6 protein-coding genes are annotated in these 6,463 nt (G+C 71.0%); 1 reads left to right on the plus strand and 5 read right to left on the minus strand.

Annotated elements, in window-relative coordinates; all coding sequences use genetic code 11:
* The 3 genes from dnaG to rpsU form a co-directional block, all read right to left on the minus strand.
* Positions 1-1,289 (minus strand): DNA primase (gene dnaG, locus D7X99_RS41065; protein ID WP_120600309.1); only part of this gene is annotated, 1,289 nt, incomplete at its 3' end.
* 338 nt (positions 1,290-1,627) lie between these two features.
* A complete protein-coding gene (locus tag D7X99_RS41070) occupies positions 1,628-2,086 on the minus strand; it encodes a GatB/YqeY domain-containing protein (RefSeq protein ID WP_120580763.1) in 459 nt (152 codons plus the stop codon).
* 110 nt (positions 2,087-2,196) lie between these two features.
* Positions 2,197-2,391: a 30S ribosomal protein S21 gene (rpsU, locus tag D7X99_RS41075; protein WP_014395136.1), complete on the minus strand. Its 195-nt coding sequence runs from the start codon at positions 2,389-2,391 to the stop codon at positions 2,197-2,199.
* 135 nt (positions 2,392-2,526) lie between these two features.
* Between rpsU and D7X99_RS41080 the strand changes: the two genes are divergently transcribed.
* Positions 2,527-4,119 carry a HEAT repeat domain-containing protein gene (locus tag D7X99_RS41080; protein WP_169828197.1) on the plus strand — a complete coding sequence of 531 codons (1,593 nt, stop codon included), beginning with the start codon at positions 2,527-2,529 and terminating at the stop codon, positions 4,117-4,119.
* Between the two features lie 85 nt (positions 4,120-4,204).
* Here the strand turns inward: D7X99_RS41080 and D7X99_RS41085 are convergent, their stop codons facing one another.
* On the minus strand, positions 4,205-5,116 hold the full coding sequence (locus D7X99_RS41085; RefSeq protein ID WP_120580762.1) for a GGDEF domain-containing protein: 912 nt from the start codon (positions 5,114-5,116) through the stop codon (positions 4,205-4,207).
* 71 nt (positions 5,117-5,187) lie between these two features.
* On the minus strand, positions 5,188-6,207 hold the full coding sequence (locus tag D7X99_RS41090; RefSeq protein ID WP_233614192.1) for an asparaginase: 1,020 nt from the start codon (positions 6,205-6,207) through the stop codon (positions 5,188-5,190).
* Positions 6,208-6,463: the final 256 nt, after the last annotated feature.

The following is a 6,463-nucleotide window of genomic DNA, read 5'->3' on the forward strand; positions in this document are numbered from 1 at the left end:
GGGGTGGGGGGCGGCTTGTACTGGATGGACGACTCAATCTGCGCCGGCATCCAGCCGAAGTGCCCCGCAAGCGCGCTGATGAGCGCCGAGCGCGTCAGGCCCGGAGGCACCTGGGAGGTGACGGGCCTGAGCCGCTCCAGGGCGGACATCTTCTCCTCGAAGCTCGCCTGCTTGCCCAGGGGGAGCAGGGTGGCGAAGAGGTAGGCGGTGAGGGGCTGGGCTCCCTCCAGGAGGCGCTCCACGCCGTCGGTGCCCTCGCGGCGGGCGAAGACGTCCGGGTCATCCCCCTGCGGCAGGAGCGCCACCCGGGTGGGAGCGCCAGCGGCGAGCAGGGGACCGGCCAGTCGTTCCACGGCGGCGAGGCCCGCGGAGTCCCCGTCCAGGAGCAGCACCAGGTCGCGGGCCTCCGCGCGCTTGAGCACCTGGAGGTGCCCGGCGGTGAGGTTGGTGGAGCACAGGGCCACCGCGTGGCGCACGCCCACCTGGTGCAGGCCGATGCAGTCGAAGTACCCCTCCACGAGCACGGCCGTCTTGCGCTTGTGGATGTCGTCGCGCGCCTGGTCCATGCCGAAGAGCGTCTCGCTCTTGTTGTAGAGCCGGGACTCGCGCGAGTTGAGGTACTTGGGGCCGTCCTCCGCCGCGACCAGCCGGCCGCCGAAGGCGATGGGCCGCCCCTCCGGCGCGCGGATGGGCACCATCAGGCGGCTGCGGAAGAAGTCGATGCAGCCATCCCCGCTGTTTCGCTTGCTGATGAGCCCCGCCTTCAGGCCCCACTCCAGCATGCCGTTCTTCTGGAAGCGGTCCGCCAGGAGGCTCCACTGCGCGGGCGCCCACCCCAGGCCGAAGCCCTGGGCCACTTCTTCCGACACGCCACGGCTGGCCAGGTAGGCGCGCGCGGCGCGACCTTCGTCCTCGTGCCAGAGCTGGCCGCGGAAGTGCTCCGCGGCGAAGTCCGTGGCCTCCTTGACCTGCTGACGCTCCTTGAGGCCGGGATCCTGCGCGGCCTCCAGGTCGATGCCCACTTCCTGGGCCAGGTCCCGCACGGCGTCCTGGAACGTCTTGCCCAGGTAGCGCTGGATGAAGGACACCGCGTCGCCGCTCGCCCGGCAGCCGTGGCAGAAATAGAAGCGCTTCTCCGGCACCACGTAGAAGGACGGCGTCTTCTCCTGGTGGAAGGGGCAGCGGCCCTTGAATTCACGGCCGGCCTTCTTGAGCTCCACGTGACGGGACACCAGGGACACGATGTCCACGCGGTCGAGGACCTCCTGGATCTTGTGCTCCGGAATCACGACGCCCCTCCATCCATCCGCATGAGCGCGGCCTTCCGCCCGCCATCCTGGCGGCCCCCTCTGACGCACCCGGGGCCGCGCCCCGCCGGGACTTCCACCCGGGCGGGCAGGGCAGGCCGACGCGGCAGGGGCGCGGAAACGGACGAGGGTTGGGACACGGCGCTCACTCCTGAAGGCTGCCCGCTCGCCTCCCGGGGTGGGGGACGGGCGGAGGTGCCTTTGAGGATCAGCGCTTAATGGCCAGCGGGCGAGGGATCAAAAAATCCGCTTCGAGCCCGGGGTGGGGAGGGCACCTGGGAGACGTTCCCGGCGCCCCTTCCCCTGGAATCACAGGTGCTTCAGGACAACTTCGCCAGCTGGGCCTTCACTTCTTCGGAGATGGCCTTGCCCTCGGCCTTGCCCTGGAGCTTGGGGTTCACGTTCTTCATGACCGCGCCCATGTCCTTGGGGCCCTTGGCGCCGACCTCGGCGATGGAGGCCTGGACGGCGGCGGTGAGCTCTTCCGGGGTGAGCTGCTTGGGCAGGTAGCGCTGCAGGACGGAAATCTCCTGCTCTTCCTTGTCCGCCAGCTCCGGGCGGCCACCGGCCTTGAACTGCTCGATGGAGTCGCGGCGCTGCTTGATGAGGCCGGCGATGACCTGCAGGACGCCCGCGTCGTCCAGCTCGCTGGCGCCCGGCTCGACCTCCTTGTACTTCACGGCGCTCTTGAGCATGCGCACCACGCTCAGGGTCAGCTCGTCCTTGGCCCGCATCGCGTCCTTCAGGTCCGCGGTCAGGCGCTCTTTCAGGGTGGTCATGTCGGGGTTCCTCACGGGCGGGGAAAAGGGTCGCCGCGCCAGCGGATGGGACGGCGGGAGCCAGGGCACCTGACTGCTTCAAGGAGCCCCGGCTCCTCACTGCGGGCCTGCTAGTACGACTTGCGGGCCTTCTTCACAGCGCGCTTCTTGGCGGCGAGAGCCTTCTTCTTCCGCTTCACGGAAGGCTTCTCGTAGTGCTCGCGCTTGCGGATCTCGGAAAGGATTCCGGCCTTCTCGGTGGCCTTCTTGAAGCGCTTGAGAGCGCTTTCGATGGACTCACCTTCCTTCACTCGAATACCGGGCATGCAGTCACCTCCTTCCGCCTAGCTGGATGCAATCTGTAAATCTTCAGAAAGTCGGGGGGTATGGCGCAGCGGGCCGGAAAAGGCAAGGAGACCCGCACGGAAAGGATGGGCCGCGTGCGCTAGAGTGTCCGCCGCGTGCCCCGCCTCCTCCTCCTGGTCCTCCTGCTGGCGGCCAGCCCCTCCCGGGCTGGCACGGTCGCTTCCGAGTGCTGGGCCTCCTGCCGCCGCCACGTCGCGGATCCGTCCCTGCGCGCGCGGACCTGTGGCGCCTGCGTCACCGGGGGACGGGTGGACAGCTGGGTGGCGTCCCTGGGGAAGGGCGGGGTGGAGGCGCAGCAGGCGCTGGCCTCGGCGCTCACGGATTCCAGCTGGCGGGTGCGCTGGGCCGCGGTGCGGGCGGAGGCCCGGAGCCGGGGGCTCACGGAGCGGCGGGCCCTGGCGGATTGGATCATGGACACCCCGCCGGACGCGGACCTGGGGGCCTGCCTCACCGCCGTCCGGGCCGCCGCTGATTCCGGCCGCTCCACGGCGGACTTCCTTCGGGAGGCGGGCGCACGGGGCCCCTCCGCCGCCGCCCGGGTGTGGGCGAAGCGGGACGCCGTCCGGCAGTCGCTGGCGCTGGAGATGTTCTCGCAGGAGCCGTCCGTGCGGCTGCCGGCGCTCCTGCACCTGGCCACCTTCCAGGGGAGGTCGGCGACGCGCGTGGTGATGGACGCGGTGGCGACTCGGCCCGTCGCCGGTGATGCGGTGATGGCGGAGCTCCTCTCCTCCGTCGCGGAGCGGCAGCATGCGTCCGTGGGCAGGCTGCTCCTCACCGAGGCGAAGCCTCCGGACGAGGCGGTCATCAACCGGCTCTTCGCCGTGTTCTCGCGCGAACTGGACGTGCTGCGACCGGAGCTCACCTCCAATGACGTGCAGCGCCGGCGCACGGCGGTGGCCACCCTGCGCCGCTACGGTCCGCTGGCGAAGCGGGAGCTGGAGGGGGCGCTGGGGGATGACGACGGCCGGGTCCGGGAGCTGGCGGCGCGGGGCCTGGCGGAGTCCTCCGGGAAGCCCCTGCGGGACGTGGCGCTCCAGGGCGTGAAGGACTCGGAGTCCGCGGAGGCCGCCCGGCCGTGGCTGGGCGCGATGTCCCATGAGAAGGGGTGCTTCGCCTTCCTGCGGGACGTGGCGGAGGGGCGCAACGCCCGGACGCCGGAGGTCCAGGGGGAGGCGGTGGCGTTCATGGGGGATTGCACGGAGGGCCCGCCTCCCACACGGCGGCTGGCGCCCTTCCTCTCGTCGAACGTGACTCCGGTGCGCGCGGGCGCGGTGCGCGCGCTGGGGGCGCTGCCCCGGAACGGCGACGCGATGGCGCTGGCGGCGAAGGCGCTGGAGGACGGCGCTCCGGAGGTGGTGGTGGCCGCGTTGGACGTGCTGTCCGCCTACCGGCAGCCGTCGCGCGGGGACGAGGCCGCGGGCCTGCTGGAGTCGGATCATCCGGTGGTGCGCGCGGCGGCGGCGCGGGCGCTGGAGTTCGTGGGCCGCGCCGCGCACGTGCGCGTCCTGGCGGAACGTCTGCGCGGGGATCCTGTGGCGGACGTGCGCATCGCGGCAGCAAGGACGCTGACCGCGCTGGGCGGGCCGCACGCGGTGGCGGCGCTGAGCGAGGCGGCGGCGCACGACGCGGACACGCACGTGAAGCACGTGTCGGCGGAAGGGCTGCGGCGGCTGGGCTTCGGACGCTGAGGTCGCGAGCGGCATTCGGCCGCTCAGACTTCGGCGCTGACGGCTTGCGGCGGAAGGCCCGTGGATCAGGCCTTCCTCCTGACGCTCACGGGCCGCTGACGGCCTTGGCGTCCACCCGGTTCCGGCCCGCGTGCTTGGCCCGGTAGAGGTACTTGTCCGCGGCGGAGATGAGGTCCTCCGGCTGGGAGAAGTCCGAGTCCAGCAGCGTCGCCACGCCCAGGCTGATGGTCACCTTGATGGGCGTGCCGCTGAAGATGAAGTCCGCGCGGTCCACCGCCACGCGGCAGCGCTCCGCGCACGCCAGGGCCGCGTCCTCCGCGGACTCGCGCAGCATCAGCGCGAACTCCTCGCCGCCGTAGCGCGCGAGCAGGTCCTCGGTGCGCACCGTGTCCGCCACCCGCTGCGCGATGCGCGTCAGCACGAAGTCTCCGGCCGGGTGGCCGTACACGTCGTTGATGCGCTTGAAGTGGTCCACGTCGAAGAGCACCAGCGACAGCGGCACGCGGTGGCGCAGGCAGTACGCGAACTCCTTGCGCACCGTCTCCATGAAGTACTTCTTGTTGTAGACGCGGGTGAGGCCGTCGCGCGTGGCGGACTCGTAGATGCTGCGCTGGTACTGCTCCTCCAGCGCGTCCTGGATGCTGAACTTCAGCACCGTGTTGGAGCCGATTTGAATCTTGTCGCCGTCGTACAGCGGCGCCGCGCTCACCTTCAGGCCGTTGAGGTACGTGCCGTTGGTGCTGCCCAGGTCCACGAGCTGGAAGCGGCCGTCGCCAATGGCGACCACCTTCGCGTGCTTGCGGGAGATGCCGTCGTCCTCGACCTGGAACTGGGCCTCCGAGCTGCGGCCCAGCACCACCTCCAAGCGGTCCAGCTTGAACATCCGCCCGATGCCGGCGGCGGACTTGGCGCTGATGACGATCAGATAGGCGCTCTGCTGCTGGGCGCTGCCCAGCAGGTCCGAAATCGAATGGACTGAAGTTTTCTCCTCGGACATCGCGCCTTCCATCTTAGGGGCCGCCATTTCACGGCGGCAAGCACACCCACGCTCCTTTCCTGCACCCGGTGTCAGCCGACCCGCCCCACCCGCGCGGGCCTGCGCCCCGGTTTCTCCGGTGGCGGAACTGTCGGCCGCCCGACGGACAGCTCGCCGGCCACGGGCGTCCGGAGGAAGCGGGAGAGGGCCTCGCCCCCCCGGGGATGCTCCGCCAGCCCCTGCATCAGCTTCACCAGCGCCGCGGACGGGGTCATGTCCGCGCCCCCCACCGCCCCTTCCGCCAGTGCCTTGGCCCCGGACTCGTAGAGCGTGAGGTCCACCCCGTTGCGGTACGACTGGCTCACCACCAGCACCGGGACGCCCCGCTCCCGCGCCTGGACGAAGAGCGGCAGGAGCGAGCGGCCCAGCTCCGGCGCGATGGGCACGTTGCCCGCCCCGTACGCCTCCACCACCAGCCCCTTCACGTGCGGCAGCAGCTGCAGGGGCAGGGCGGGGTCCAGCCCCGGGTACACCTTCAGGAGGAAGACGCGCGGATCCAGCTTCTCATGGAGCCGGAAGGGGCCCCGGGACGGGAGGCCCTTCTCGAAGGTGGCGTCCACGCCCAGCGTGCCCAGCACCGGGAAGTTGGGGCTCTCGAAGGCGTCGTACTCCGCCACCTTCACCTTGCGCGTGCGGTTGCCCCGGTACAGGTGCGAGTCGAAGCAGATGGTCACCTCGCGCGGGCCCTGGAGCGCGGAGAGCACCGCGTCGATGAGGTTCAGCCGCGCGTCCGAGCGGATCTCCCCCAGCGGCCGCTGCGAGCCCGTCAGCACCACCGGGCAGGGCGGATTTCGCAACATGAACGACAGCGCACTGGCCGTGAAGGCGAGGGTGTCCGTTCCATGGGTCACCACCGCCCCGTCGAAGTCCGGCAGTCGACGGTGGAGGTGGGCGGCCATCCGGCTCCAGAGCTCCGGCTGCATCTCCGAACTGTCCAGGTTGGAGAACAGCTCCAGTTCGATGTCGGCCAGCTGGAACAGCTCCGGGGCGCGCTTGCGGAGCGTCTGGAAGAAAGCCGCGGGACGCAGGGCGGAAGGCCGGCCACCGGCCATTCCGAGCGTGCCTCCCGTGTGAAGCATCAGGACTCTGGGCATGGGTGAGGGGCCGTCTGCCAAAGGCCGCCTTGCTTTACAAGCCCGGCGCGCGTGGCTAAACCCCGGAGCCGTGCTCCTCCCTCGATGGATGCGTGTTGCTCCCGTGCTGGCCGCGGCGACCCTGATGGGCGCTGGCTGCGCCAAGAGCGCGGAAGTTCCGGCCACCCCCAAGGCCCCGGCGGCCGCCGCTCCGGCCCCCGCCGCCGCTCCGGCC

The sequence above is a fragment of the Corallococcus sp. AB032C genome, assembly GCF_003668935.1.
GTDB classification, from domain to species: domain Bacteria; phylum Myxococcota; class Myxococcia; order Myxococcales; family Myxococcaceae; genus Corallococcus; species Corallococcus exiguus.

Coding starts and splice junctions, on each gene's coding strand:
- D7X99_RS41070 (WP_120580763.1), bottom strand. CDS start 2,086: ATGACCACCCTGAAAGAGCGCCTGACCGCGGACCTGAAGGACGCGATG.
- rpsU (WP_014395136.1), bottom strand. CDS start 2,391: ATGCCCGGTATTCGAGTGAAGGAAGGTGAGTCCATCGAAAGCGCTCTC.
- D7X99_RS41090 (WP_233614192.1), bottom strand. CDS start 6,207: ATGGCCGGTGGCCGGCCTTCCGCCCTGCGTCCCGCGGCTTTCTTCCAG.
- D7X99_RS41085 (WP_120580762.1), bottom strand. CDS start 5,116: ATGTCCGAGGAGAAAACTTCAGTCCATTCGATTTCGGACCTGCTGGGC.